This window comes from Propionibacterium freudenreichii subsp. freudenreichii, assembly GCF_000940845.1.
Taxonomy (GTDB): Bacteria; Actinomycetota; Actinomycetes; order Propionibacteriales; family Propionibacteriaceae; genus Propionibacterium; species Propionibacterium freudenreichii.
In genome coordinates this window covers 1,699,980-1,724,554 of the sequence record NZ_CP010341.1, presented here as the reverse complement: position 1 = coordinate 1,724,554, position 24,575 = coordinate 1,699,980, and the positions used below count along the sequence as shown (strand labels likewise).

Below are 24,575 nucleotides of genomic sequence, written 5' to 3'. Positions count from 1 at the left end.
GCTTGGCTAGTCTCACTCAGGACGACACTGATCAGGTGGGGACATGAACGGACGAACGAGGACGCCGGCCGGCGAGCTGGCCCGCAAGGGATTCATCGACGCCAGCCGCGCCGCCGAGCTGTTCAATGGACTGCCCGAATGCACCGATGAACTGGTGGATGCGCTGGCCGCAGCCGCCGACCCCGATCAGGCCCTGGCCAGCCTGGTCGACCTGCAGGCAGCCGACCTGGTGGGCACCCTGCAGGCCCTCGCCGAGGAACCCTGGCGCCGTCGGCTGATCGCCGTGCTGGGTGGGAGCCAGGCCCTGGGCCAGCACCTCATCGCCCACCCCGGAGACCTGACGGCCCTGCAACCGGAGCCCGCACGGTGGAGCGCCGAACAGATCCGAGCCGACCTGCTGGCCGAGGTCGGACTGGCCGAGCGGGCAGATGACGGCCTCGCTGAGCTCGCCATGGCGGTGGCCGATGATCCGGGTGCCGCCGATCGGCTGCGCCTGGCCAACAAGCGGCACCTGCTGCGCATCGCCGGACGCGACCTGTCCTCCACCCAGCCCACCGCGATCGTCGACCAGATCGCCGCCGAGCTGGCGGACCTTGCCGACGCCATCATGGTCTGTGCCCTGGCCATCGCCCGCGCACAGACCCCGCACGCCGAACGGGCCAGGCTCGGGATCGTCGCCCTGGGCAAGTGCGGCGCCCAGGAGCTGAACTACCTGTCCGACATCGACGTGTTGTTCGTCGGGGAACCGGCAACCGACGAGGTGGGCCAGACCGAGGCCATCTCGATCGCGAACCGGATCGCCGGGGCCACGGCGCGGATCTGCTCGGCACATTCTGCCGCCGGCACCATCTGGCAGGTCGATGCCGCGCTGCGTCCGGAGGGCAACGCCGGGCCGCTGGTGCGCAGCCTGGAGGGCCACCGGGCCTATTACCAGCGCTGGGCGAAGAACTGGGAGTTCCAGGCCATGCTGAAGGCGCGTCCGATGGCCGGCGACTCCGAGCTCACCCGGGGCTTCCTGGACATCACCACGCCGCTGGTGTGGCAGGTCGGTGGACGGGAGAACTTCATGAGCGATGTGCAGGCCATGCGCCGCCGCGTGGTGAGCCTCATCCCCGCCAAGGACGCCCAGAGCGAGATCAAGCTGGGCGCCGGCGGGCTGCGTGACGTGGAATTCAGCGTGCAGGCCCTGCAGCTCGTGCACGGACGCGTCGACGAGCGCCTGCGCCACCGCGGCACCCTCGTGTCATTGCAGGCCCTCGCCGAGCACGGCTACGTCGGACGGGACGACTCCGCCGCCCTGGACGCCTCCTACCGTTTCGAGCGCTGCATCGAGCACCGCATCCAGGTGGCCAAGCTGCGTCGAAGCCACCTCATGCCGCCCGACGAGGCCGACCGGCGCCGCATCGCGCGCAGCATGGGGATGTCGGAGGCCGCGGACCTGTGGACGAGCTGGCGGCGCACCGCCCGCGACGTCGAGAGCCGGCAGAACAAGATCTTCTACTCGCCCCTACTGCTCACCGTCAGCAAGCTGTCGGACGACCAGATCCGGCTGTCGCCCGACGCGGCGAAGGACCGCCTCAAGGCGCTGGGTTTCTCTGATCCGGGCTCGGCCTTGCGCCACATCGAGGCGCTCACCACCGGTTCCAGCCGGGCGGTGGAGATCCGTCGCCAGCTGATGCCGGCCATGATCGGCTGGCTGGCCACCGGCCCGAATCCGGACCTCGGCCTGATCAGCTTCCGTCGGCTGTCCGAGACGATGGGCACCACCCCCTGGTACCTCAGGGCGCTGCGCGATGGGGGACAGATGGCCGAGCTGCTGGCCACGATCCTGTCGTCCAGCCGCTACGACATCGCGATGATCGAACGTGACCCGGCCGCCGTCCAGCTGCTGGCCGAGCCCGACGAGCTCGTGCCGCGCGATCGCACCTCCCTGGATGGCTCGATGGACGCGGTGGTGCGTCGCCACGATGGCGAGAAGGAGGCCATCGACGCGGTGCGTGCCCTGCGCCGGCGCGAACTGCTCAGGTTGGCGCTGGGCGATGTGCTGGGCCGCATCGACCTCGACGCCCTCGGCCGGGGGCTCAGCGACCTGGCCGGTGCCACCGTGGGCGCCGCCCTGGCCGTGGCGGTCCGTGGCGAACCCGCCGGGGTGCCGCCCATCGGGGTGGTGGCGATGGGACGCTGGGGTGGCGCCGAGATGAGCTACGCCTCCGATGCCGACGCCATGTACGTGGTGCCCGACGACGCCACGCCGGCGCAGATCGCGGCCGCCATCAGGGTGGTCGCCAAGGCGGCGTCGCTGCTGCGCCTGCCCGGTGCCGACCCCTCCCTCGAGCTGGATGCCGACCTGCGCCCCGAGGGCCGTGACGGGGCCATGGTGCGCACCCTGGGCGGCTACCTCAGCTACTACGACCGATGGTCACAGACCTGGGAGCACCAGGCACTGATCCGCGCCGCCTACGGCGCCGGGGACGAGGACCTCGTGGCGCAATTCCTTGCCGGCATCGACCACCTGCGCTGGCCGCCCAACGGCTTGGACGCCGATGAGGAGATGGCGATCCGCCGCCTCAAGGGGCGCATGGAGACCGAGCGCATCGAGCGGGGCACCGATCGTCGGCGCAACCTCAAGCTGGGCCCCGGTGGCCTGTCCGACGTCGAATGGACGGTGCAACTGATGCAACTGCGTCACGCCGGCACCGTCGAATCCCTGCGCACGCCCTCGACGATGATGGCCCTGGACGCCTGCGAGAGCGAGGGGATCATGACCACCGACGATGCCGCCGTCCTGCGTGACGCCTGGCAGCTCGCCAGCCAATTGCGAAACCACACGATGCTGGTGCGCGGACGCACCAGCGACCAGCTGCCACCCGACCCGCGTGACCTGTCGGCCGTCGCGGTGCAGTTGGGGCGCAACAAGGGGGAGGCGTCCCTGCTGATCGACGAATACGAGCGCACCACCCGGCTCGCGTCCAAGGTCGTGGACCGCTTGTTCTGGGGGCATGCGGAGTGAGCGGGCAGGCACGCCACGCCACTGGCCCGGAGCCCACGCCGGCCGACGGCTCACTGGTGCTGTTCGGCGGCACCAGTGACATCGGCCTGGCGATCGCCGAGGCGCTGTTGGGTGACCGGCCCGGCCCGGTCACCCTGGTGGCGCGTCCGCAATCGCCGAGACTCGCCCCGGCCCGGGCCCGCATGGTCGCCGCCGGCGCCACCGGAGTGCGGGTCGTCGGCCTGGACGTCCGTGACCTGGACGCCCACGCGGACGCCGTGGACCACGCCATGCACGACCCCCGCGCGCCGCAGGAACCGGTGCGCACGGTGATCATCGCCTTCGGGGTGCTGGGCGACCCGGAGGCCGCCTGGCAGGATCCACGACGGACACGTGCGATGTTCACCGTGAACACCACCGCGGCAGCCAGCATCGGCGCGCTGGTGGCCGAGGCCCTGCGCGCCCAGCGTCGCGGGGGAGGCCCGGCGGGACGCATCATCGCCGTGAGTTCGGTGGCGGCCGAGCGCGTGCGACGCTCCAACTTCGTCTATGGCGCCAGCAAGGCCGGCATGGACGGCTTCTTCATCGGCCTGGGGCAGGCCCTGGCGCCGGAGCACATCCGGGTGCTGGTGGTGCGTCCCGGATTCGTCCGTTCGGCCATGACCGTCGGACGCCGCGCCGGCCTCGCCGTGGATCCCGATCGGGTCGCCGGCGCCGTGGTGCGCGCTCTGGACACGGACCGCGCCGTGGTGCGCGTGCCCCGGATCTTCACGCCGCTCATGGCGATCTATCGCAACCTTCCCGATCGGATCGCCCGGCGCCTGGCGTTCTGAGGGACGCCCAGCAGGGGCCTCAGCCGTCGTGGGGAAGGGCTGCGGCCATGCCGTCGAAGATGAGGTTCAGGCCGGCGGCGAAGCTTGCCGTGCCATCCATGACCGGCGTGGGGGACGCCTCGCCGGCCAGCGCCCCCAGCTGGGCCCGCTGCTGCTCCTCGTCGACGTGGCCCAGGATGAAGTAGATGAGCGTCTGTGAGGCGGTGGTCGCCTCCTGGTCGGCCATCCCCATCGCGGTCAGCACCGCGGCGGGGGCCCGGGACAGTTCTGTCCCGGCCAGGCCGATGGCCCGCATGGAGGCCACCAGGTCAGCCGAATCACGATGGTCGAGCAGGCGGGCACGCAGCTCGGTGGCCCAGCCACGAAGTGATGGGCGCCACGGGTCACCGTCCGCCGTGGCATCGAGCTCGGGGGGTTCGAGCCCGGCCAGGATCTTGTCGACGAGCTCGGCCAACAGGCTCTGCTTGTTGGCGACGTGCCAGTACAGGGCGCTGGCCTTGACGTCGAGGCTGTCGGCAAGGCGCCGCATGGTCAGGTCATTGAGCCCATAGGCGTCGAGAATGCCCAAAGCCGTTGAGATGATCTCGGTCTTGGTCAGTGCCACGCCCCCACACTATGGCAGTCGCGCGGGACGACGGGAGCCACGCCGGAGTACGGCAGTCCACCCGTCAGGCGGGGCCCGAAGCCCGGGCTGCTACCCCAGCGAGGCGTAGAGGTCATTGGCGAAGGCCGCCAGCGTCGCGACGTCCGTGCCGGTGCCGGTGACCTGCAGCAGGCCGTCGTCCATCTCCACCACGCAACTGACGGAGTTGTCGATCTGGGCCAACGTTCCACAGGTGCTCAACCCGTGGAGGGTCGGGCCGACGAGCAGTCTCAGCTGGGACGCCGCATAGCCCCTGTCCTCGGTGGAGACCAGGGTGATGATCCTCGTGCCGGCACCGGCCGGCCCCTGGTAGATGGCCGTCTGCAGCGTCGCCCGCGCGCTGTCGATCTGCGTGGCGCTGGCGCTCGGAGCAGGAGAGGTGGTCCACCCCTCGAAGCTGGCGGGAAGGGTTGCGGTCGTCGCGGCCTTGCGGCTCGCGCTGGGGCTGGCGGACGCATCGGGCGTCGGGGTCGTCGCGTGGGACCCCGGGGTTGACGCGGGTGCCGTCGACGTGGACCCGCCACAGCCGCTGAGCGCCACCAGTGCACAGGCGCCGGCCAGGGCCACGGTGAGGGCGCGTCGTGCGAGGGACATGTGGTTCAGTATGCCGCTCGGCACCTGCACCCGTACAGCGCCGGCCATGAAGTGCCACCGTCATGTCAACCGATAGCCCATCCCTATGTGGCACACAGCTGCAGGGTTCAGATTGTCTGGTGGTTAGTCACCGGTTTGAAGCCGGAAGGCGCCGTCGAATCGGCATTCGCGGCGCCTCCCGGTGTCGGACCGCGGTGGTTTCCCCAGCTCCGATGTGAAACGTCCGTCACCGGTTTTCCGGTGACGGACGTTTCAACGGGGAACTGCGCATTGTCATGCGCCGGGGCAGAACTCAGATCTGGTAGTACAGGTCGAACTCATAGGGGTGCGGACGCTGGGCCAGCTCGGCCAGGTCCTGGCGCTTCAGCGAGATCCAGGTGCTCAGCAGGTCGGGCGTGAACACGTCGCCGGCCAGCAGGTAGTCCTGGTCCTTCTCGAGCTCGTCGAGCACCTCGCCCAGCGAACCGGGGACATGCTGCACCTGGTCGTACTCCTCGGGCGGCAGCTCGTAGAGGTCCTTGTCGATCGGGGCCGGCGGCTCGATCTTGTTCTGGATGCCGTCGATGCCGGCGAGCAGCTGCGCGGCGAATGCCAGGTAGGGATTCGCGCTCGGATCGGGGCAGCGGAACTCGATGCGCTTGGCCTTCGGGCTCGGTCCGGTGATCGGGATGCGGATGCAGGCCGAGCGGTTGCGGTTCGAGTACACGAGGTTGACCGGTGCCTCGAAGCCCGGCACCAGACGGTGGTAGCTGTTCACGGTCGGGTTGGTGAAGGCCAGCAGGCTCGGCGCGTGCTTGAGCAGGCCGCCGATGTAGTAGCGGGCCATGTCGGACAACTGTGCGTAGCCGTTCTCGTCGAAGAACAGCGGCTCGCCCTCATTCCAGATCGACTGGTGGCAGTGCATGCCGGTGCCATTGTCGCCGTAGACGGGCTTCGGCATGAAGGTGGCGGTCTTGCCGTGCTGGTAGGCCGTGTTCTTCACGATGTACTTGAACTTCATGACGTCGTCGGCGCTCTTCAGCAGCTTGTCGTAGCGCCAGTTGATCTCGGCCTGGCCGGCCGAGCCGACCTCGTGGTGGGCGCGCTCGATGATGAGTCCGGCGTCCTCACAGTGCTTGACCATCTCGTCGCGCAGGTCGCCGTAGTGGTCGGTGGGGGCCACCGGGAAGTAGCCACCCTTCACCTTGACCTTGTAGCCCAGGTTGCCGCGCTCCTCGATGCGGCCCGTGTTCCAGGCAGCAGACTCGGAGTCGACACTGTAGAAGGACTCGTGGCCGTTGGTCTCGTAGCGCACATCGTCGAAGACGTAGAACTCGGCCTCGGGTGCGAAGAAGGCGGTGTCGCCGATGCCGGTGCTGGCCAGGAAATTCATGGCCTTGCGCGCGATGTTGCGCGGGTCGCGGCTGTAGGGCTCGTGGGTGATCGGATCATGCACGAAGAAGTTGACGATCAGCGTCTTGTGCTCGCGGAACGGATCAAGCCAGGCGCTGGTGGGATCGGGCACCAGGGCCATATCGGATTCATTGATCTTCTGGAAGCCGGCGACCGAGGAGCCGTCGAAGGCCAAGCCCTCCTCGAAAGCCTCGTGCTCGAGTTGGCTGGCCGGAATCGTGAAGTGCTGCATGATGCCGATGAGGTCACAGAATCGCACGTCGATGAACTCGACGCCCTCACTCTTCACAAATTCCAGCATTTCGTCGGGCCCGTTGAACATGTATTCCTCCGCAGTCATGGTCCGGACCCCTTCAGGCCCGGCTTGAGGTGATAAGCACAGGCTAGTAACGCGAAGTAACCCCGCGTTGCGTCCATGTTGCAGCCACGTTACAGAGTCCCGACGGGGCCTGCAGCGATCGGTGTCGGGATGGCCCGCCGACCGGCGGGCAGGCGCATTGTGCTCAGGGACGGGGCTATTCGGTCTGTTCGCCGAGTTCCAGCCACTCGTTCTCGAGGCGGTCGATCTCGGCGCGCTTGTCGTCCACGGCCTGTGCCCGCTTCCCGAGCTCCACATAGTCGCTGGGGTCCACGGCGGCCATCGATTCGGTGTCCCGGTCCACCTGGCGTTGCAGCTTGTCGATGCGACGCTCCAGCGCACCCAGCTTCTTGCGGGCCTCGTGCTGTTCGGCCCCACTCAGCTCGCCGGAGTCCTGCGCGGCCTGGCGTGATTCGCGACGCTCCGAGCTGGCCTCGGCCCGCTCCTCGCGTCGCTGGCCCGCCCGCAACCTGAGGTATTCGTCCACGCCGCCGGGAAGGTGGCGCAGGTGCCCGTCGATCAGCGCGTACTGCTGATCGGTGACGCGCTCGAGGAAATAGCGGTCATGGGAGACGACGATGAGCGTGCCGGGCCAGGTGTCGAGCAGGTCCTCCAGGGCCGTCAGCATGTCGGTGTCAAGGTCGTTGGTGGGCTCGTCCAGCACCAGCACATTCGGCTGGCCCAGCAGGATGAGCAACAGCTGGAGGCGACGCTTCTCACCGCCGGACAGGTCCTGCACGGGGGTGGACAGCTGGGCGGGGGAGAACCCCAGGCGTTCCAGCAGCTGCGCCGGCGTGAGCTCCTGGGCCTTCGAGCCCGTGCCGAAGGTGTAGGTGGTCTGCAGGCTCTCGAGCACCTTGCGCACGGGCACGCCGGTGTACTCATCGAGCTCATCGAGGCGCTGGCTCAGGGTGGCCGTGTGCACTGTCTTGCCGCGCTTGACGCGCCCCGACGTGGGCTGCAGCTCGCCGTCGATCAGGCTGAGCAGGGTTGACTTGCCCGCCCCGTTGGCGCCGAGCAGCCCGGTGCGCTCACCGGGTGCGAGCTGCCAGGTGATGTCGCGCAGCACCCGGTTGTCGCCGAAGCTCACCGAGACATCCAGCAGGTCGACGACGTCCTTGCCGAGCCGCGAGATCGCCATCGATTCCAGCGCCAGGGGATCGCGCAGCTCGGGTACATCGGCGATCAGCTCGTTGGCGGCCTCGATGCGGAACTTGGGCTTCGAGGTGCGGGCCGGGGCACCGCGTCGCAGCCAGGCAAGTTCCTTGCGGGCCAGATTCTCGCGGCGGGCCTCGTTGACGGCTGCCTGGCGGTCGCGTTCCACCCGCTGGAGCACATAGGCGGCGTAGCCACCCTCGAAGGGCTCGACGATCCGGTCGTGCACCTCCCAGGTGAGATTGGCCACCTCATCGAGGAACCAGCGGTCGTGGGTCACCACGAGCAGGGCGCCGGCGTTGTCGGGCCAGCGATGCTTGAGGTGGTCGGCAAGCCAGGTGATCGCCTCGACGTCAAGGTGGTTCGTGGGCTCGTCGAGGGCCAGCACGTCCCAGTCGCCCACCAGCACCCGGGCCAGTGAGACGCGTCGGCGCTGGCCACCCGACAGGGTGTCCACCGAGTCGTGCCAGTCGATCTCGCCGAGCAGGCCCGACAGGATGTCCCGGATGCCCGGATCGGACGCCCACACGTGTTCGGGCACATCACCGACGACGGCATGGGCCACCGACTGGTCGGCCGCGAGCGTGTCAGCCTGGTCGAGCACGCCGATGCGTACCCCGTTGCGGGCGATCACGCGTCCCTCGTCGGGTTGCATGCGGCCATCAAGCAGGGCCAGCAGGCTGGACTTGCCGTCACCATTGCGGCCGACGATGCCGACGCGGTCGCCTTCGTTGACGCCGAGCGTCACGGCATCGAAGACCACCTTTGTGGGGTACTCCAGGTGCAGGGACTCGGCTCCGAGCAGAAAAGCCATGAAGAAATCAGGGATTCAATCGCTGGGGGACGTCAGCCGCGCATCGCGCGACGTGAGACGCGCATGTTCCCGCTGGTGGGCAGCGGGCCCTTGGGCAGCGGCACGCGCGGACGCATCGAATCGAGGGCCACCAGACGGTACTCGATCTCCTCGATCTGCTCGGCGGACAGCTTCTTGGGCAGCTTCTTGATGTAGTCGTACAGCTTCGGCAGCGGCACCTGGTCGGTCCCGTTGCCGATCATCACGGTCTGCACGTCGACGCCGTAGAGCACCTGCCGATGGCGGCGGGCCTCATTGCGCAGCATCGTGGTCGCGGCCTTGCCCTTGCCCTCACCGATGAGGATGAGCCCGCCGGGTCCGATGGCGCGGTGGACGCAGTTTGCCTGCTTGTCCAGGGCGATCGCCATCGTGTAGTGCCACTTCTTCTTGTCCAGCAGCGACAGCGCCACCTGGGCGCCGCCGGCCTGGTCGGCGGCGCGGGCAAACGCGGCCTTCTTGGCCTGGCGCTGCAGCACGAACAGCGCCACGGTGAGACCGGCAAGCAGTCCGAGCAGGATCCAGAAGATCAGCATGGTGCCCACGAGCAGGCCCACCACGACGCCGACCACGACCGGGCCCAGCACCGCCCCTGCCAGCATCCAACCGATGCGTGGTTGATGCTCCGCGGTGAGCTTGTAGGTCTCGCGGATCTGGCGGATGGTGCCCCAGTCAGAAGGATTGTCGGAGTGCTTCTTCGCCTCCTTGAGGGCCTTTGCCTCGGCCTTCTGCTTCCTGGCCAGTTCCTTGGCCGCCTCGCTCGCCATCGCTGTGCCTCCGTGCTCGAGTCAATGGATGGGGCCACCGGGGCCCTCACATGGGCCTGATCGGCCGCCGATCCAGTCTAGTGCATGAGTCATGCGCCCCCGGTGGGGCGCATGGCGGGCCGGGAACGTCCGCCCAGGGGTGGGCCACCGGGCCGCGTCGCACACGCGTCGCGCACCGGTGCACGGGGCCAGTGCACGGGCGCAGGAAGGGAGGGGCGGGGATGCATCATGCATCCCCGCCCCTCCCTTGTCAGGTGCGCGATCCCCGTTACGGGGTCGGGCCCTACTGGTTCAGACCGAACTCAGCCCCGAAGTCGCCCTCCTCAAGGCGGGCCTTGACGAACGACAGGAAGCGTGAGGCGTCCGCGCCGTCCACCAGGCGGTGGTCGTAGGTCATCGACAGGTACATCATCGGCCGGATGGCGATGGTGTCGTTGCCGTATTCGTCGCTGACCACCACGGGACGCTTGACCATCGCGCCGGTGCCCAGGATGGCGGCATTCGGCAGGTTGATGATCGGGGTGTCGAACAGCGTGCCGGTGGACCCGTAGTTGGTGATGGTGAAGGTTGCCCCCGACAGCTCGTCGGGGCCGATCTTGCCGTCACGGGCACGGGCGGCCAGGTCACCGATCGACTTGGCCACGCCACCAACGTTGAGGTCACCGGCACCCTTGATCACCGGGACCATGAGGCCCTTGGGCGTATCGACCGCGATGCCGATGTCCTCGGAGTCGTGGTAGGTGATGGTTCCGGCCTCGGTATCGATGGAGGCGTTCACCTTCGGGTACTGGCGCAGCGCCTCGGTGGCCGCCTGGGTGATGAAGGCCAGGTAGGTCAGGCCGACGCCCTCGCGCTTGCGGAAGTCGTCCTTCGCCTTGGCGCGCACCCGCGCAACGGCCGACAGGTCGACCTCCACCGTGGCGGTGAGCTGGGCCGAGGTCTGCAGCGACTCGGTCATGCGGCTCGCCACGATCTTGCGGAGGTTCGACATCTTCTCAGTGGTGCCGCGCTTGCCGGCATCCGGCGACGGTGCGGCCTTGGGACGCGCGGGGGCGGCAGCGGCCTTCTGCTTGGCAGCTGCAGCGTCCAGGACGTCCTGCTTGCGGATACGACCACCCACGCCGGTGCCGGTCACCTGGTTGAGGTCAACGTCGTTCTGCTGGGCGAGCTTGCGCACCAACGGGGTGACATAGCCGGTGAACGCGGCACCCTCGGTGGCCCGGGGAGCCGGTGGGTTCACCGGGACGGCCGCTGCCGGGGTCGGCGCCGCGGGCGGGGCCGCCACAGGGGCGGACGGGGCCACCGGGGCCGGAGGGGCAACGGGGGCCGGAGCCGCCACGGGGACTGCGGGAGCAGGCGGGGCAACGGGTGCGGCGGGTGCCGCAGGGGCGGCCGGTGCAGCAGCCGGTGCAGCAGGCACGGATGAGCCGACGACGCCGAGTACGGAGCCCACCTCGGCGGTCTCGTCCTCCTTGACGTGGATCTCCGTCAGGGTGCCGGCGACCGGTGAGGGGATCTCGGTGTCCACCTTGTCGGTGCTGACCTCCAGGAGCGGCTCATCGGCCTCGACCGGATCACCGACCTCCTTGAGCCAGCGCGAGACGGTGGCCTCCGTGACGCTCTCGCCGAGCTCGGGCAGGGTCACCGGGGTGCCCTGGCCGGCAGGTGCCGCAGCGGGTGCCGCAGCAGCGGGTGCAGGGGGAGCAGGCGGGGCGACCGGGGCCGCGGCGGCTGCGGGAATCGGGGGCGGCGGCGGAACGGGCGCAGCTGCGGGGGCGGGGGCTGCCGGGGCCGGTGCGCCCGCAGGAGCCTCGGCCGGGTCACCCACCACGGCGAGCACGGCGCCGACCGGCGCGGTGTCGTCCTCATTGAACTTGATCTCAAGCAGGGTGCCAGCGACGGGCGACGGAATCTCGGTGTCCACCTTGTCGGTGCTCACCTCCAGCAGGGGCTCGTCAGCGTCGACGTGGTCCCCAACTTCCTTCAGCCACCTCGAGACTGTGGCCTCTGTGACGCTTTCACCCAGCTCGGGCAGTGTGACTTCGGTCGACATGGTTCTACGTGACTCCTTTGCCAGAAATCTGCAGCATTGCCAAGGGTCTGCAGCTGCTCACACCGGGTCATTCCGGTGGACAGGCTCAGCCTAACGCGAGCACGCTCCTGTTGCCGACCCCTTTCGGTGACTGCGGGGGGCACGCTGGCAGCGAACACGGGGCTCGGGCGGCGTTATCGTCGCCCGGCGCAGTGCCGCGGCCCGATGGCGCTGTCACCGCACCGGCACGATCATCAGCGCGATGAGGGGCCCGACCGTTAGCGTATGGGGCAGAAGACCGATGTCGCGAAGGAGCACACCATGGCCGATTCAACCGATTCCCTGCAGCGCTCTCCGCTGAATGAGTGTCACGAGAAGCTGGGCGCAAAGTTCTCCGAGTTCAGCGGATGGCTGATGCCCCTGGAGTACGAGGGCCACGGCGTGTTGGCCGAGCACAAGGCGGTGCGTGACGCGGTGGGCATCTTCGACGTCTCGCACCTGGGCAAGATCCGCGTGACCGGTCCCGGGGCCAAGGACTACCTCAACGGGGTGCTTGCCGCTGACCTGAACAAGATCGTGCCCGGCAAGGCGCAGTATCAGTTGCTCTGCACGCCCGAGGGTGGCGTGGTGGACGACATGATCGCCTATCTGCTGGGCGACGACGATGTCTTCCTGATCCCGAATGCCGCCAACAACACCACGGTGGCGCAGATCCTGGCCGAAGGGGCACCGGAGGGTGTCAACGTGGTCAACCAGCACCACGACTTCGCGATCATGGCGGTGCAGGGCCACAAGTCCCCTGATGTGCTGGCCACGATGGGCCTTCCCACCGACATGGACTACATGGCCTTTGAGGTGGTGCCGGTGGGCGACAGCACCTTCACGGTCTGCCGCACCGGATACACCGGCGAGACGGGCTTCGAACTCGTCGTGCCCTCCGACCATGCGGTGGCCGTCTGGGAAAAGGTGTTGGAGGCCGGGAAGCCCTTCGGCATCGTGCCCTGCGGACTGGCGGCGCGCGACACCCTGCGCACGGAGATGGGCTACTCGCTGCACGGGCACGAGATCTCGCCCGAGATCGATCCCGTCAGTGCCGGACTGACCTGGGCGATCGGCTGGGACAAGCCGGATTTCCGGGGAGCCGAGGCATTGCGCGCCATCCGGGCCAACAAGCCGGCCCGGCGAAACCGTGGCCTGCGGGCCGTGGGACGCGGCATCCCGCGCCCGGGCATGTCCGTGGTGCCCGCCGGTGCCGGCCCGGACGCCGAGCCCATCGGCGTGCTGACCTCCGGGACCTTCAGTCCGACGTTGCGCATCGGCATCGGCCTGGCGCTGATCGACACCTCCATCAAGCCGGGCGACAAGGTCGGCGTGGTGGTTCGCAATCGTGTCGAGGAGTTCGACGTGGTGAAGCCGCCCTTCGTGCAGCCCCACGTCCGCTGATGGTGCGAACGGCCTTCCCGGTCATCTGACCTGCGGGCGGGGCCCGTCGGCCGGTGGGGTCCCTGACGATGATGATGCGGCCCGGACCAATTGGTCCGGGCCGCATCATCATGAATGGGTGGTCGTCGGCCCGCCGTGGGGCAGTGGTGGGTGTCAGGCCTCTTCCAGGCTCATCGAATACGCCAGCTGGTCGCCGTCGTGCAGGCTCACCGAGATGATGCCGGCGTCCGAGAGCTCGCCGTAGGCGGCAGTCAGCCAGGCCTCGGCGTCGCCCTGGCTCTCGAAGGGCTGACCCAACCCGAGGGCCTTCATCTCATCGTCGGTCAGGTCGCTGTCCGCCGCCGGTTCGCCGGTCCAGATGAATGCCATCAGTAGGCCTCCCCGCGCTTGATCGCCGGGCCCGGATTGCGGAAGCGGCGCATGGTGATCATGCGCGACATCATGTAGCCGATCAGGCCCTTGCCGCGCGTTGTGAAGCCCGGGATGCGCTCGGTGGCCTCGCGCTTGTAGCTGCGCCAGCGCCACCACACATTGACCGCGCACACCAGGAAGAACACCCAGATGCCCAGGGTGCCCACCAGCGACAGCACCGGCAGGATCTGCGTGGCCAGCACGCAGGCGAGCAGCAGGAAGACGACCGGCCAGGCGAACTCCGCCACGGACCAGTGGGAGTCGATGTTGTTGCGCAACAGCACGCGCTCGGGCATCTCCTCCACCTTCTTGTACTGCTCGTCGCGCTTGCGGGCGCGGGCCTGCCGGTCGCGGGCCTTCTGTTCCTTCTTGGTCAGCACGGGGTGCAGACGCTGCATGCGGGCCTGTTCGGCCTGCTTGCGCGTGGGGGTCGGCGCTCCCTTGCGTCCGGCGTCGCGCTCGGTCTCCTCGTCAACCGGCTCGACCGTCTCGCGTGAACGGCTGGTTGCCACTGCGCACCCCTTTGATGTTGCTACGTCGATGTTCCTGGTGGATTTCTGTGTCCAAGTCTAAACGGCCGGGCCTGCCCGCTCGACCCCGGCGCCCGGGTGGGCCGTGTTCGCGAAGAAATCCCGGGATTGATGGGGGACGGTGGGTCTTGGTGGGCGCGCCCGAAAGGCGGCCGATGGAACGGCGAGATGGAACAATGGTGGTGACCTGACCGTTCTGCGGTACAACCGCTGCAGACCACGGCCTCCGGGGACGATGAGTCCCGCAGATGACCTATCCCGATCGGAAGGACCGATAGCGCATGGCTGGCATCCTCGAACGGCTCTCGATGATCTTCAAGTCCAAGGCGAACAAGGCCCTGGACAAGCATGAGGATCCCCGCGAGACCCTGGACTATTCCTACGAGCGCCAGCGGGAACTGCTGCAGAAGGTACGTCGTGGCGTGGCCGATGTGGCCACCAGCCGCAAGCGCGTCGAACTGCAGGCAACCCAGCTCGGGCAGGAAATGGACAAGCTCACCCTGGCCGCCCAGCGCGCCCTGGCCCAGGGACGCGAAGACCTTGCCCGTGAGGCACTGACGCGCAAATCGGGGCTCCAGGGCCAGCTCGCCGACCTCCAGACGCAACATGCGTCGCTGGCCGCCGAGGAGGAGAAGCTCGTGCGGGCCTCCACCCGGCTGCAGGCGAAGGTCGAGGCCTTCCGCACCCGCAAGGAGACCATCAAGGCCCAGTACTCGGCCGCCGAGGCCCAGACCCGCGTCAATGACGCATTCAGCGGCCTGAGCGAGGAGATGGGCGACGTCGGCCAGGCAATCCAGCGCGCCGAGGACAAGACCCAGCAGATGCAGGCCCGCGCCGGTGCGGTCGACGAGTTGATCGCGTCCGGGGCGCTGGAGGATCCCACCGGGATGGTGCAGGACGACATCACCCGGGAGCTGGACGCCATGGCGTCGGGGTCCGGGGTCGAAAGCGAGCTGGAGGCAATGAAGAGCCAGCTCGGCATTGCGGGCCCGGGCACCACCGGCGCCCAGCAGGTACAGCCCGGGTTCACTTCCCCGGCGATCGAGGCGGATCAGCAGAAGGGGCAACAGCAATGATCGTGCGTATCAGTGGCGAGGGCCAGTGGGAGCTTCCCGACGACGCCCTCCCCGAATTCAACGAACTCGATCGTCAGATCGAGTCGGCCGTACGGGCCCAGGACGCCACCGGGCTCGGCCTGGCGCTGCGTGAACTCGACGCCCGCGTCAGGCGCCAGGGCGTGGCCATCGACGACGATGACCTGCGCGATTCGGACCTGATCATCCCCGGTCCCGATTCATCGCTGCAGGATGTCGCCACCATGTTGGCCTCCGACGACCGCCCCGATGGGCTCTTCCCGGGCTGATCGGTGCGAGCACTCGTTGCTGCGGGGCGGATCGGCGACCACGACGGCGTGGACGCCGCCGTGCTCATCGGGCGTGCCTGGCGGTCCGCCGGTGCCCACGTGGCTGCCCTCGGCCTGGCCGAGCCGGGCGCCGATTGGGCGCGTGCCCACCGGGCACTGTGTCCCGACGATCCGGCCCACTACCTGTCGCTGACCGGCCATGGCCCCGATGCCATCGTGGCGGCCATGGCCTCGGTGGGCGTGTGCAATCTGCCCCGGCACTGGTCGCCGACGGTGGACATGTCGGCCATGGACTTCGATGTCGCACTCGAGCGGCAGCGCCAGCGGCGCGCCCACGGCGTCGAGTTGGTCGGCATCTGCGCCGCGGACCAGACCGGACAACTGCTCACCGGCCCACTCGGACTCGCCGGCACCCGGGGCGACCTGGGCCTTGCCGAGCGACTTGGGCTCGACCGGGGCCTGGAGCACTGGGCACAGGGGCTGCGGGCCGCCGTGGGAAGTGGCCCCACCGGGCAGGCCCCTGCCGGGTCCGGACCCGGATCCACCGGTGAGGACGCGTCAGGACTTCCGGGGCGGGTCCCCGGGTCGGGCGCCGGAGGAGGCGCCGGCGCCGTGGTCCAGGCGTTCGGCGGAACGGTGCGCAGTGGGGTGGACGTGCTCGCCCGGGCCGCCCGGTTGGAACAGTCCATCGCCCGCGCGGACCTGGTCGTCACCTCGTGCGATGTCTTTGACGTGGACCACTGGGGCAGCCCGGTCACCGACTATGTCGCCGCGCTCGCCAACAAGCACGAGAAGCCGGTGGTGGTGATCGCGCGGACCAACCACACCTACGAGATCGGGCAGCGCTCGGTCGGTATCGAGGCCGTGCACGCGATCGGTGACGACGCCGATGTGACGTCCGCTTGTGGCGGATTCGCCCGCAGCTGGATCTGGTAGGCACTGGAACCCGTGGGAACGGGCACATAAGCTGTGCCACGGTGGTGAAGCCGGCGCCCACCCGCAGCGACCGGCCACAAACCCCATGAACTGATGCAGCGATGGCCCGGCGACCCCGGTGCCGTCAAGGAACGCATGGAGACGAAGGGACATCGATATGTCAGACACGATTCAGGAGAAGGTCACCGGTGTGACGCTCACCGATGCTGCCGCACAGAAGGCCCGCACCCTGCTCGAGGGGGAGGGTCGCGACGACCTCGCCCTGCGCGTCGAGGTGCAGCCCGGCGGCTGCTCGGGACTGCGCTACCGCCTCGCCTTCGATGATTCACGCCTGCCCGACGACCTGGTGGATGCCTACGACGGCGTCGACCTGGTGGTTGACCGGCTGAGCGCTCCGTACCTGGGTGGTGCGACCATCGATTTCGTCGACACCATCGAGCAGCAGGGCTTCACCATCGACAATCCCAATGCGCAGAGCACCTGCGCCTGTGGCGATTCGTTCCACTGATCCGTCGTCGACGTGGGTGGCAGGGCCTCGGCACTGCTACCCACACAGATGTGAAAGGGGCCTCTCCCAATTGGGAGAGGCCCCTTTCACATCATTCGGGGTTCGACTCATTCGGGGTTCGGCGGTGTCCCCGGTGTGTCAGGCCCAGCTGACCGGCAGCGGCCGGCCCTCCTCGTAACCGGAGGGCGACTGCACGCCCACGACTGCCTTCTCATGGAATTCACCCAGGCTGCGTGCGCCCGCGTAGGTGCACGACGAGCGCACCCCGGCGGTGATCCAGTCGAGCAGGTCCTCCACGCCCGGGCGGACCGGGTCGAGGTACATGCGCGATGAGCTGATGCCCTCCTCGAACAGGGCCGCGCGGGCCCGCTCGTAGGACGACTGCTGGCGCGTCCGATTGCGCACGGCGCGCGCCGAGGCCATCCCGAAGCTCTCCTTGTAGCTGCGACCCTCGGGGTCGACGAGCAGGGCGCCGGTCGACTCATAGGTGCCGGCGAACCACGAGCCGATCATCACCGAACCGGCACCCCCGGCCAGTGCGAGGGCGACGTCACGGGGATGGCGTACCCCGCCGTCGGCCCAGATGGCGCCGCCGACCGATGCCGCGGCCTCCGAGCACTCGATGACGGCGGAGAACTGCGGGCGTCCGACTCCGGTCTGCATGCGCGTGGTGCACATGGCCCCGGGGCCGACCCCCACCTTCACGACGTCCGCGCCGGCATCGAGCAGGTCCAGGGTTCCCTGGGCGGTCACGACATTGCCGGCGACGATCGGAATCCGGATGCCGGTGCGGTCGGCGTAGGCGTCACGCACGGGACGCACCTGGCCCAGGGCCCCGATCATGCGCTCCTGGTGTCCATGGGCGGTGTCCATCACCAGCACATCGGCGCCGGCGCCCAACAGGGCCTCGGCGCGGGCCGCGGCGTCGCCACTGATGCCAATGGCGGTGCCGATGCGCAGGCGGCCCTGGGCGTCCACGGCCGGCTTGTAGATGCCGCATCGCACCGCACCCTTGGCGGTCATCACGCCCACGAGCTTCTTGTCGTCGTCCACGGCAATGGTCAGCTTGTGGCGCGTGGTGTCGAGGATCTCGAAGACCTGCTGCGGCTCGGTGTGCTGGTCCACCACGGTGAGGTCGGTGAGCATCACATCGTGCACCTGCAGGAAGCGGTCCACGCCCTCGGTCTGGGCAGGCCCGATCACGCCGATCGGGTGGTTCTGCTCGTCGACCACCACGGCCACGCCGTGGGCACGCTTGTTGACCAGGGCCATTGCCTCGCCCACGGTCATGGAGGGCGACACGGTCACCGGGGTCTCGAAGGCGATCGGGGCACGCTTGACGCGTCCGATGGCCTGCTGCACCACGTCCACGGGGATGTCCTGGGGGAGCACTGCGATGCCGCCGCGCCGCGCAATGGTCTCGGCCATGCGTCGCCCTGAGATGGCGGTCATATTGGCCACCACGAGGGGCAGGGGCAGGTCGATACCGTCACGGCTGGTGAGGTCGACATCGTGTCGCGACTTGACCGACGAACGGTTCGGCGCCATGAAGACGTCGTTGTACGTCAGGTCGTACGCGGGCTGCTGATTGAGAAATCGCACTGCTCAATTGTGCCGTGCCCACACAAGTTCTCATATTCGAGGTCATTGCGGGGTCGTACATGCGCCCGGCGGGGTGGCTTTTCCCCGCTCAGGGGCCACGCTGATAGCGTCATTGGGTCCCCGAGGGGCTGTTCGGTCAGGGCAACCCCGACGGGCCGTGCGCGGTAGCATGACGCGCGACAACACTGTGATGCCCAGCCAAGGACGGTTCCATGAGTAGTGTGGCCAGCTCCGATTCCACGAACGGCGCGACGCCGCTGAAGGTGATCGTGTATTCCGATGACCGCACGGTGCGCCAGCAGGTGCGCCTGGCGCTCGGACGAAAGATCGCCCGTGACCTCCCGGAGATTGCAGTCACCGAGTTCGCCACGCAGGACGCCCTGTTCGAGGCGCTCGACCACGAGCACTTTGACCTGGCGATCCTCGACGGCGAGGCAGTCCCCTCCGGTGGCATGGGCATCTCGCACCAGATGAAGGACGAGCTGGCATCGCCGCCGCCCGTCGTGCTGCTCATCGCCCGCCCCACCGACGCCTGGCTGGCCGCGTGGTCCAACGCGGAGGCCATCTCGCCCTATCCGATCGATCCGATCCGGCTGCCCGACACGGCTGCCGAGGTGGTGCGTCGGGCCCGTTCCGGTCAGGCCTTCCCGATGAAGCCCGAACCCGAGCCGGCTCCCGGCAGCGCGAGCCGTCACGCTCCCGACAAGCATGACCAGCCCCAGGAAATGGCTGAGTAATGGCCCAATTCACGTGGGCCAGCGTGCTGACCGGACTGCTTGAACACGACGACATGGACGCCGCCGAGGTGTCCTGGGCGATGGACCAGATCCTGTCCAACAATGCGAGCCCCGTGCAGGTGGCGGGCTTCCTGGTCGCCCTGCGCGCCAAGGGCGAGACGGTTGGCGAGATCCGCGGCATGGCCGATGTGATGCTCGACAAGGCCGTCAGCCTGAAGATGCCCAATGATGCCGTCGATGTCGTGGGTTCGGGTGGCGACCGCGCCAATACCGTCAACATCTCCACCATGGCGGCCATCGTCGCGGCCGCCAGCGGCCGTCCGGTGATCAAGCACGGCAACCGTGCTGCGAGTTCCATGTCGGGCACTGCCGACTGCCTCGAGGCGCTCGGCCTGGTGATCGACATCGACCCCGCCAAGCAGCCCCAGGTGTTCGACCAGGCCGGGATATCCTTCCTGTTCGCGCCGCTTTACCATGCGTCACTGCGCTTCGCGGCGCCCGCGCGCAAGGAACTGGGCATCCAGACCACCTTCAACTTCCTTGGGCCCCTGGCCAACCCGGCACGGCCACAGGCACAGGCGATCGGCGTGGCCAACTTCCGCATAGCGGGGCTGGTGGCCGGCGTGCTCGCCGACCGTGGCAATCGCGGTCTGGTGTTCCACGGCAAGGACGGCCTCGACGAGCTCACCACCACCGGCGAGACCGACATCTGGCTGATCCGTGACGGCGCCGTCCACCAGACGACGCTTGACCCCGCGGCACTCGGCCTGGCCCCTGCCCGTCCCAGTGACCTGGTGGGCGGAGACCCGGCGCACAATGCCCAGGTCGCCCGTGACGTCTTTGCCGGCCAGACCGGTCCGGTTCGTGACATCGTTGGCCTCAATGCGGCCGCGGCGATGCTCGCCTTCGACGGGCCGAACTTCACTGAACCGTTGGTCGACCAGATGCGTCCCCGCCTGGAGGAGGCCTTCACCACCATTTCGCAGGGCAGGGCCACCGAGCTGCTCGAGCGTTGGGTGGCCATCAGCCACGAGGTTGCCGGAGTGTGAGCCACCGCAGATGATGCGGCTGGCCGGACGGGAAGGACCCTCAGGGGCGCTGGATGGCCAGTGGCCCTCCCGGGGCAGTGGTCGGGGCACGGCCCGTCGGTGATGGCGTGGCCACGAGCAGCGCGGGGACGATCAGCAGCACGACCTCGAGCAGCACGCCGATCCAACCGCCGATGTTGACCAGGTCGGATCCCGCCTGGAACAGGCACCTGACCAGGATCGCCGCGGCCCCTGCGTAGGTGAGGAAGCGGCCGGCCAGGAAGCACCGGCCCGCCGGATGGTCGTGGGCGACCAACGCCATGATCAACCCCGGCACCAGCAACACGGTGGCGATGACGGCCATCACCCTCACGGGGAGATCGTCATTGACGGTGATCGTCAGCGCCGCCACGGCGGTGGATCCCATCGCCACCAGGACCCACACCGCGGAAACGACCTTGAGCCAGAAATGGCGTGCCCATGTCATGGGAACCTCCCGTGCCTCCGGGCTGTGCCGCCGAGCGGCGCAACGGTGCTTCGCCCATTGTTGATTGGTTGGATCAGCTTAGATTCCGACGTTCGCAGCCGCTGGTGGTTCCGGGAAGATCCGGGCAGCCGATGGCGCGTCAGGCGAGGTGCTGCGCCAGTTGCGCAACCCAGGGCCCCGCCCACAGGGCCGGGGCATAGGCGAAGACGCGTCCCGGGCCGGCCACCAGCCGATGGATGACACCCCACAGTGCCCCGATGATGGCGGCCGCGAACACCGCCATGATGAGGAAATCCCACGAGACGGATCCGGTGAGGGCACCGACGCCCACGGCCATGCGCACATCGGCGAAGCCGATGCCGGCACCGAAGCGCCACAGGGCCCAGAACATGGCTCCGAGCGCGCAGGCCCCCAGGGCAGCACCGAGCAGGGCCGACGCATCTCCCCACACGAGGGCGCCCAGCCCCAGTCCCACCGCCAACTCGATCAGGCACAGGCGTGTGAGGCCGCGCGGAATCCACGTTGACACCGCGTCGACGGTCGCCAGTACGGCGAAACCCGATGACCAGACCAGCCAGGCCGGTCGCTGTGCGCCCGGGGCTGTCATGAGGAGCGGCTGGCAGGCCAGGCAGATCACCAGGCACGCGGCGATGAGCCGCCAGGTGGTCAACTGCGCATAACTCGGCTTGGTGTCCGCATCGGGCACGTCCGGTGCGGGTTCCGGCTGGCGGGGCAGGAGCACGGCAGCATGGACGACCACGAGCCCCAGACCGGCGATCAGCCACGGCAGGGCGGCCCATGCAGCGCTGGTCAGCCGGTCCATGGCCCTGATCCTAGGGCCCTGATCCTCATGCGGCCCGTGCCGGGGCCGGTGCGACGGATGCCCGGTCCGGGCCTTCCGGCGACGCCATGAGCGCGGGCTGTGCCGCATCGCGGCGCCGTCTCGCCTGACCGGCGCGCAGCTTCTCGGCATGCGATTGCATGGCGGCGCGGCAACGCCAGGTGGTCATCGCCGTGCAGTGCCGGCGGCGTCCCGACGCCAGCTCGATGACCAGATGGACCGGCAGGGCGGTCATCGTGGAGATCGTGCGCACCGTGTGGCCACGGGCGATCAGCACGCGCAGGCAGATACGGGTGGTGCGGGCCAGTTCGGGGCGGGCCGCCCGGGCGAGCAGGTAGCCGGCGTCGCGCTCCCACAACGACAGGGCATCACTGCGACGAATGCGGGGATGCTCGTGGCGGGCCGCCCGGCCAAGGCCCAACAGCGCACGCATCGTGCCTGCCGGCACATCGGTGGCCAGCGCCAGCACGCGCCAGTGCCAACCGGTCTCGGCCATGAGGCGATGGGCCATGGCCCGGAAGGGTGCCGCGTCCACCCAACCGCTGCTGGCCTCCGGGGAGTCGAGGCCTGCCGGGGCGTCGCCGGGCGCGACCGGGGCAGTGGCGCCGCAACCCACGAGATGCAGGTGGGGCGGCTTGGGGTTGGCGATATCGGTCACGGTCGTTCTCCTGACTTGTGGGGGTTCTCACCCTCCTTGCCCTTCGGGACAACCGATTTGTGAGGCTTGGACGTGTTTTCTTAGGAAATTCTCAGGATTTCATGGACCGCGCCAGGACGGCGGCGATGTCCGGTGGGAAATAGTCGGGCCCCTTGAGCACCTTCCCGTCGGCACGCAGGACCGGGTGGTGGTCGGCGCCCATCTTGGACATGTTCGAGCGCTGCACCTCGGCCAGCACGGCTGGCAGGTCGATGCCCATCTCCAAGGCCATCCCATAGATCACATAGACCAGGTCGGCCAGGGCATCGGCCGTGGCGACCACATCGCGATGTTCCTCGTCGTTGTCCATGGCGGTGGCGTTCGCCTCGTCCACGATGCGTCGTGCGGTCGTGCCGTAGACGGCTTCGAATAGCTCGCCGAATTCCTCGGCGATCAGGCTCATGCGCAGGGGTAGGCTGTCACGCCGCAGGTTGGGGCCGTCGTCGGCGATTGGGCGACCGTAGAGGCGGTGGAAGCGGGCGACGAGGCCCTCGGGGGAGTCACCCTCGCGGATTGCGACGGAATCGGTGGGGACCGCGGCCTGCTCGTAGGCGGCGGTGTCCCCGTGCGCGATCGGACCGTCCCATGGCAGGGCCGGACTGCGCGGGTCGTAGGGCAACAGGTCAGCCAGCCAGTTGTCGTGGCGCACGCCATTGTTCGGCTGGCTGGAACGGGTGCGCCCCTGCTTGTGGAATCCGACGTGCCAGGCCACCCGCCAACTGGCCCAGTTGGGCACATCGCCGTTGAAGTCGCAGCGCCACACGATGCGTTGGGCGCCGATGGGGCCCAGCGGGTCGAAGGCGGCGTCAAGCGCGGCGTTCACCGCCCGCGACATCAACCCGCGCGCCCGATAGGGCCTGCCCATCCAGTAGCCGATCTCCCAGTTGCCGCCGCCACGGCTGAACAGGGTGAGCATGCCCATGAGGGTGCCCCGCGGGTCACGGATGCCCCACTTCAGGTCGAAGCCCAGCCGCCAGTCAGCCGGCGCCCTGGTGCAGAAGGTTTCGGCATCGGCATAGGTGTAGGGGCTGGGAACCGTCGTCCAGCGCTGGATCTGGGGGTCCTGGCAGAACAGGAAGACCTTGTCGATGTCCTGGGCGGTGGGCGTCGACAGGACCAGACCCGGGGCGTCGATGGTGAACGGTTCCATGCCTCATGACCCTAACTTGTCGGGGGTGCAGCGATCATCGCGTGCCGCCCTGCAACCACCGGCCCGGGTGTGGCCGGAGCGTGAACATGACGACGGCCGACATCCCAGCTGGAATGTCGGCCGTCGGTCACCTTGACGCGGCGAATGCGGTCAGGGATCGGGGGAAACCGGACCTCATTCGCCGCTGGATCAGCGGGAGGCCTTGGTGAAGCCTGCGGCTTCGGCCTCTTCGATGGTCTTGAACCACACGTCGGCGTTGGTGCGTGAATAGCCCGCACCACCGGGAACGTGGAACTTCATGGAGCGCTCATTGCCCTTGATCGTGTATCCCTCGGGCGGATTCGCGCCACGGTAGCCGGCCCCGCCCTTCGCGGCGTCACCGGTCTCGTGGGAGTCGTTGGCCTCATCGAGCTCGGTCGGCTCGGCATCGCCGGTCTCCTGCTTGGCGACATCGGGCTGCGCCGGTGCGGCCTTGCGGGCCCCGGCGGCACCCTGCGGCAGATCTGAGGCCTCGGTGCTCACCGTGACATCGGCGGGCTCCAGGTGCTCGGTGGCCGTGTCCGGCTCGGTGAACTTCACGGCGCCACCGGGTTCGGTGTCAGCCGAGTCCTCCTTGGGACGGTCCCGACGGGCCTCGCCGGCGTAGTCGTAGCTGGCGTCGTTGTCGGTGTAGGCAGTGCTGGGTTCCTGCGGGGTCCAGCCATCGTCCTTGGGAAGCAACAGCTGGCGCACCGCCACCACGGCCCCACCGAGCAATGCGGCAATCCCCAGGCCCTTCAGGACCCGGTGGTGCTTCTTCTTGGGTGCCACCTGGACGACGGATGCATCGGCCCTTGACTTCAGATTCTCCACGACATCGCTTCCCTTGCGAGCAGCCTTCGCGACGTGCTCGTTCTCGCTTGCCCTATCGACGAATTCCCTGACCCGGGGCTTGACGTTCTTGTCGTAGCCCTCGGTGACGGCGTCCCGTGTCTTCTCGTAATAGGGGGCCACCTTCTCGGCGGCCTCGGCCACATGGGGTGCCACCCGGTCCACCGCGTCAGCCACCAGGGGTTCGACGCGTTCGCGTGCGTCAGCCACCCTGGGGCTCAGGAATGATGTGATCCTTCCCACGACGCCACGCGCGGTGGCGACGGAATCGTTCACCGCATCGCGGGCGTTCTCGCCGGCGGCAGTGGCGGACTGCTTGAGGTCCTCTTTTTTCACAGTGTCCTCCGATACTGGTTGTG

General features: G+C 68.6%; 23 protein-coding genes. 9 read left to right on the top strand and 14 right to left on the bottom strand.

The features are described 5' to 3' along the window. The first annotated feature begins 43 nt into the window (after positions 1-43). Together RM25_RS07490 and RM25_RS07485 are read left to right on the top strand one after the other, a co-directional pair. Entirely contained in the window at positions 44-3,010 is a 2,967-nt protein-coding gene (locus RM25_RS07490) for a bifunctional [glutamine synthetase] adenylyltransferase/[glutamine synthetase]-adenylyl-L-tyrosine phosphorylase (RefSeq protein WP_052809147.1), read from the top strand. Next, the gene (locus RM25_RS07485; RefSeq protein ID WP_044636256.1) at positions 3,007-3,822 is read left to right on the top strand and encodes an SDR family NAD(P)-dependent oxidoreductase; all 816 of its coding nucleotides are present in this window, start codon (positions 3,007-3,009) and stop codon (positions 3,820-3,822) included. The genes RM25_RS07490 and RM25_RS07485 overlap by 4 nt, the downstream gene beginning before the upstream one ends. Positions 3,823-3,841: 19 nt before the next feature. Here the strand turns inward: RM25_RS07485 and RM25_RS07480 are convergent, their stop codons facing one another. The 6 genes from RM25_RS07480 to sucB all read right to left on the bottom strand — a co-directional run bounded on the left by RM25_RS07480 (position 3,842) and on the right by sucB (position 11,634). Next, positions 3,842-4,426: a TetR/AcrR family transcriptional regulator C-terminal domain-containing protein gene (locus RM25_RS07480; RefSeq protein ID WP_013161464.1), complete on the bottom strand. Its 585-nt coding sequence runs from the start codon at positions 4,424-4,426 to the stop codon at positions 3,842-3,844. A gap of 90 nt (positions 4,427-4,516) precedes the next feature. Then, complete coding sequence (locus RM25_RS07475; RefSeq protein ID WP_013161463.1) at positions 4,517-5,059, bottom strand: lipase chaperone; 543 nt, start codon at positions 5,057-5,059, stop codon at positions 4,517-4,519. A 292-nt stretch (positions 5,060-5,351) separates the two neighbouring features. Beyond that, positions 5,352-6,773 carry a type I glutamate--ammonia ligase gene (glnA, locus tag RM25_RS07470; RefSeq protein WP_036942459.1) on the bottom strand — a complete coding sequence of 474 codons (1,422 nt, stop codon included), beginning with the start codon at positions 6,771-6,773 and terminating at the stop codon, positions 5,352-5,354. 193 nt (positions 6,774-6,966) lie between these two features. Beyond that, positions 6,967-8,778, bottom strand: a complete 1,812-nt coding sequence (locus RM25_RS07465) for an ABC-F family ATP-binding cassette domain-containing protein (RefSeq protein ID WP_013161461.1) — start codon at positions 8,776-8,778, stop codon at positions 6,967-6,969. A 32-nt stretch (positions 8,779-8,810) separates the two neighbouring features. Next, positions 8,811-9,581, bottom strand: coding sequence for a DUF4191 domain-containing protein (locus tag RM25_RS07460; RefSeq protein ID WP_013161460.1), 771 nt, complete (start codon positions 9,579-9,581; stop codon positions 8,811-8,813). A gap of 283 nt (positions 9,582-9,864) precedes the next feature. Next, positions 9,865-11,634, bottom strand: coding sequence for a 2-oxoglutarate dehydrogenase, E2 component, dihydrolipoamide succinyltransferase (sucB, locus tag RM25_RS07455; protein WP_013161459.1), 1,770 nt, complete (start codon positions 11,632-11,634; stop codon positions 9,865-9,867). A gap of 300 nt (positions 11,635-11,934) precedes the next feature. On the opposite strand from sucB, the gene gcvT reads away from it, so the two are divergent. Next, positions 11,935-13,056 (top strand): glycine cleavage system aminomethyltransferase GcvT, encoded by a 1,122-nt coding sequence (gcvT, locus tag RM25_RS07450; protein WP_036942592.1) that lies wholly within the window; start codon positions 11,935-11,937, stop codon positions 13,054-13,056. A gap of 153 nt (positions 13,057-13,209) precedes the next feature. Here gcvT and RM25_RS07445 read toward each other — a convergent pair whose 3' ends face one another. Continuing rightward, positions 13,210-13,425: a hypothetical protein gene (locus tag RM25_RS07445; RefSeq protein ID WP_044636254.1), complete on the bottom strand. Its 216-nt coding sequence runs from the start codon at positions 13,423-13,425 to the stop codon at positions 13,210-13,212. After that, positions 13,425-13,979 (bottom strand): DUF3043 domain-containing protein, encoded by a 555-nt coding sequence (locus RM25_RS07440; protein ID WP_013161456.1) that lies wholly within the window; start codon positions 13,977-13,979, stop codon positions 13,425-13,427. Before RM25_RS07440 ends, RM25_RS07445 begins: the two co-directional genes overlap by 1 nt. 299 nt (positions 13,980-14,278) lie before the next feature. Between RM25_RS07440 and RM25_RS07435 the strand changes: the two genes are divergently transcribed. The 4 genes from RM25_RS07435 to RM25_RS07420 all read left to right on the top strand — a co-directional run bounded on the left by RM25_RS07435 (position 14,279) and on the right by RM25_RS07420 (position 16,804). Next, the gene (locus tag RM25_RS07435) at positions 14,279-15,073 is read left to right on the top strand and encodes a PspA/IM30 family protein (protein ID WP_013161454.1); all 795 of its coding nucleotides are present in this window, start codon (positions 14,279-14,281) and stop codon (positions 15,071-15,073) included. Next, positions 15,070-15,360: a PspA-associated protein PspAA gene (gene pspAA / locus RM25_RS07430; RefSeq protein WP_013161453.1), complete on the top strand. Its 291-nt coding sequence runs from the start codon at positions 15,070-15,072 to the stop codon at positions 15,358-15,360. Before RM25_RS07435 ends, pspAA begins: the two co-directional genes overlap by 4 nt. Before the next feature lie 3 nt (positions 15,361-15,363). Beyond that, on the top strand, positions 15,364-16,296 hold the full coding sequence (locus RM25_RS07425; protein WP_013161452.1) for a glycerate kinase: 933 nt from the start codon (positions 15,364-15,366) through the stop codon (positions 16,294-16,296). Positions 16,297-16,453: 157 nt separating this feature from the next. Then, the gene (locus tag RM25_RS07420) at positions 16,454-16,804 is read left to right on the top strand and encodes a HesB/IscA family protein (protein ID WP_013161451.1); all 351 of its coding nucleotides are present in this window, start codon (positions 16,454-16,456) and stop codon (positions 16,802-16,804) included. A gap of 138 nt (positions 16,805-16,942) precedes the next feature. Here RM25_RS07420 and RM25_RS07415 read toward each other — a convergent pair whose 3' ends face one another. Then, complete coding sequence (locus RM25_RS07415; protein ID WP_230579923.1) at positions 16,943-18,352, bottom strand: GuaB1 family IMP dehydrogenase-related protein; 1,410 nt, start codon at positions 18,350-18,352, stop codon at positions 16,943-16,945. A gap of 266 nt (positions 18,353-18,618) precedes the next feature. On the opposite strand from RM25_RS07415, the gene RM25_RS07410 reads away from it, so the two are divergent. Both RM25_RS07410 and trpD read left to right on the top strand, forming a co-directional pair. Further along, on the top strand, positions 18,619-19,143 hold the full coding sequence (locus RM25_RS07410; RefSeq protein ID WP_013161449.1) for a DNA-binding transcriptional response regulator: 525 nt from the start codon (positions 18,619-18,621) through the stop codon (positions 19,141-19,143). After that, on the top strand, positions 19,143-20,192 hold the full coding sequence (gene trpD, locus RM25_RS07405) for an anthranilate phosphoribosyltransferase (RefSeq protein ID WP_044636252.1): 1,050 nt from the start codon (positions 19,143-19,145) through the stop codon (positions 20,190-20,192). The genes RM25_RS07410 and trpD overlap by 1 nt, the downstream gene beginning before the upstream one ends. Before the next feature lie 40 nt (positions 20,193-20,232). Here trpD and RM25_RS07400 read toward each other — a convergent pair whose 3' ends face one another. The 5 genes from RM25_RS07400 to RM25_RS11905 all read right to left on the bottom strand — a co-directional run bounded on the left by RM25_RS07400 (position 20,233) and on the right by RM25_RS11905 (position 24,552). Next, positions 20,233-20,658 carry a hypothetical protein gene (locus tag RM25_RS07400; RefSeq protein WP_013161447.1) on the bottom strand — a complete coding sequence of 142 codons (426 nt, stop codon included), beginning with the start codon at positions 20,656-20,658 and terminating at the stop codon, positions 20,233-20,235. A 139-nt stretch (positions 20,659-20,797) separates the two neighbouring features. After that, the gene (locus tag RM25_RS11910) at positions 20,798-21,481 is read right to left on the bottom strand and encodes a prepilin peptidase (RefSeq protein WP_052809146.1); all 684 of its coding nucleotides are present in this window, start codon (positions 21,479-21,481) and stop codon (positions 20,798-20,800) included. 25 nt (positions 21,482-21,506) lie between these two features. Continuing rightward, positions 21,507-22,157: a hypothetical protein gene (locus tag RM25_RS12760; RefSeq protein ID WP_044636251.1), complete on the bottom strand. Its 651-nt coding sequence runs from the start codon at positions 22,155-22,157 to the stop codon at positions 21,507-21,509. 91 nt (positions 22,158-22,248) lie between these two features. Beyond that, on the bottom strand, positions 22,249-23,346 hold the full coding sequence (locus tag RM25_RS07385) for a GNAT family N-acetyltransferase (protein WP_044636250.1): 1,098 nt from the start codon (positions 23,344-23,346) through the stop codon (positions 22,249-22,251). A 189-nt stretch (positions 23,347-23,535) separates the two neighbouring features. Continuing rightward, positions 23,536-24,552: a sunset domain-containing protein gene (locus RM25_RS11905; RefSeq protein ID WP_052809145.1), complete on the bottom strand. Its 1,017-nt coding sequence runs from the start codon at positions 24,550-24,552 to the stop codon at positions 23,536-23,538. Between the last annotated feature and the right edge of the window lie 23 nt (positions 24,553-24,575).